Source organism: Vibrio sp. 1069, assembly GCF_033340555.1.
This window is the reverse complement of record NZ_JAWOWP010000805.1, coordinates 1-548: the sequence shown is the minus strand read 5'-3', so window position 1 is coordinate 548 and position 548 is coordinate 1. Positions and strand designations below refer to the sequence as shown.

Below are 548 nucleotides of genomic sequence, written 5' to 3'. Positions count from 1 at the left end.
TAGCATTAAGTCGTTACCGGCATGACCATTATGAAACATCTGTGTCACCACCTGTTCAAAGTCGGGCCCTGGTAAATAACTTGCTTCAAGCAGATCTTTCAGTTCTTCTTCTGTAGACGAGCTTCCGCCTAATGTCACAGGTACAGACGTTACAGGACCGAAAGTAAGGTCAATCTTAACTGGGTCCGCGACAGGCTCTATGTCGATACTCAACGTACCTGAAGCAGAAGAATTGCCATCACTAACAGTGAAATGAATCTGCTCGTAAGTATCCAAGCCGTTCCCAACACCATCTTTATCGAAAACATTTGCACCAGATTCATGTTCAGCCGGAACATAGCGAACAAGACCATTTTCGATATCAGAAGCGAGTACACTGCCAGAAACCGCTTCCCAACCATCAGAACCCTTCACTTGTAGTGAGCCATTTAGAGCAGAAGTGTCAAACTCAACACTTACCCCACTGTCAACGACTCCTAAATGTTCTAGTGTGATAACAATCGCTTCGTCTTCTAATCCGGAAATTTCGTTGCTTTGAACCGTTGGAG

At 44.9% G+C, this 548-nt stretch carries 1 protein-coding gene; it reads right to left on the bottom strand.

Going from position 1 to position 548, the window contains the following annotated elements; all coding sequences use genetic code 11:
* Nucleotides 1–548, bottom strand: a 548-nt coding sequence (locus R7040_RS29165) for a hypothetical protein (RefSeq protein WP_318098003.1), incomplete at both ends; no start/stop codon positions are given.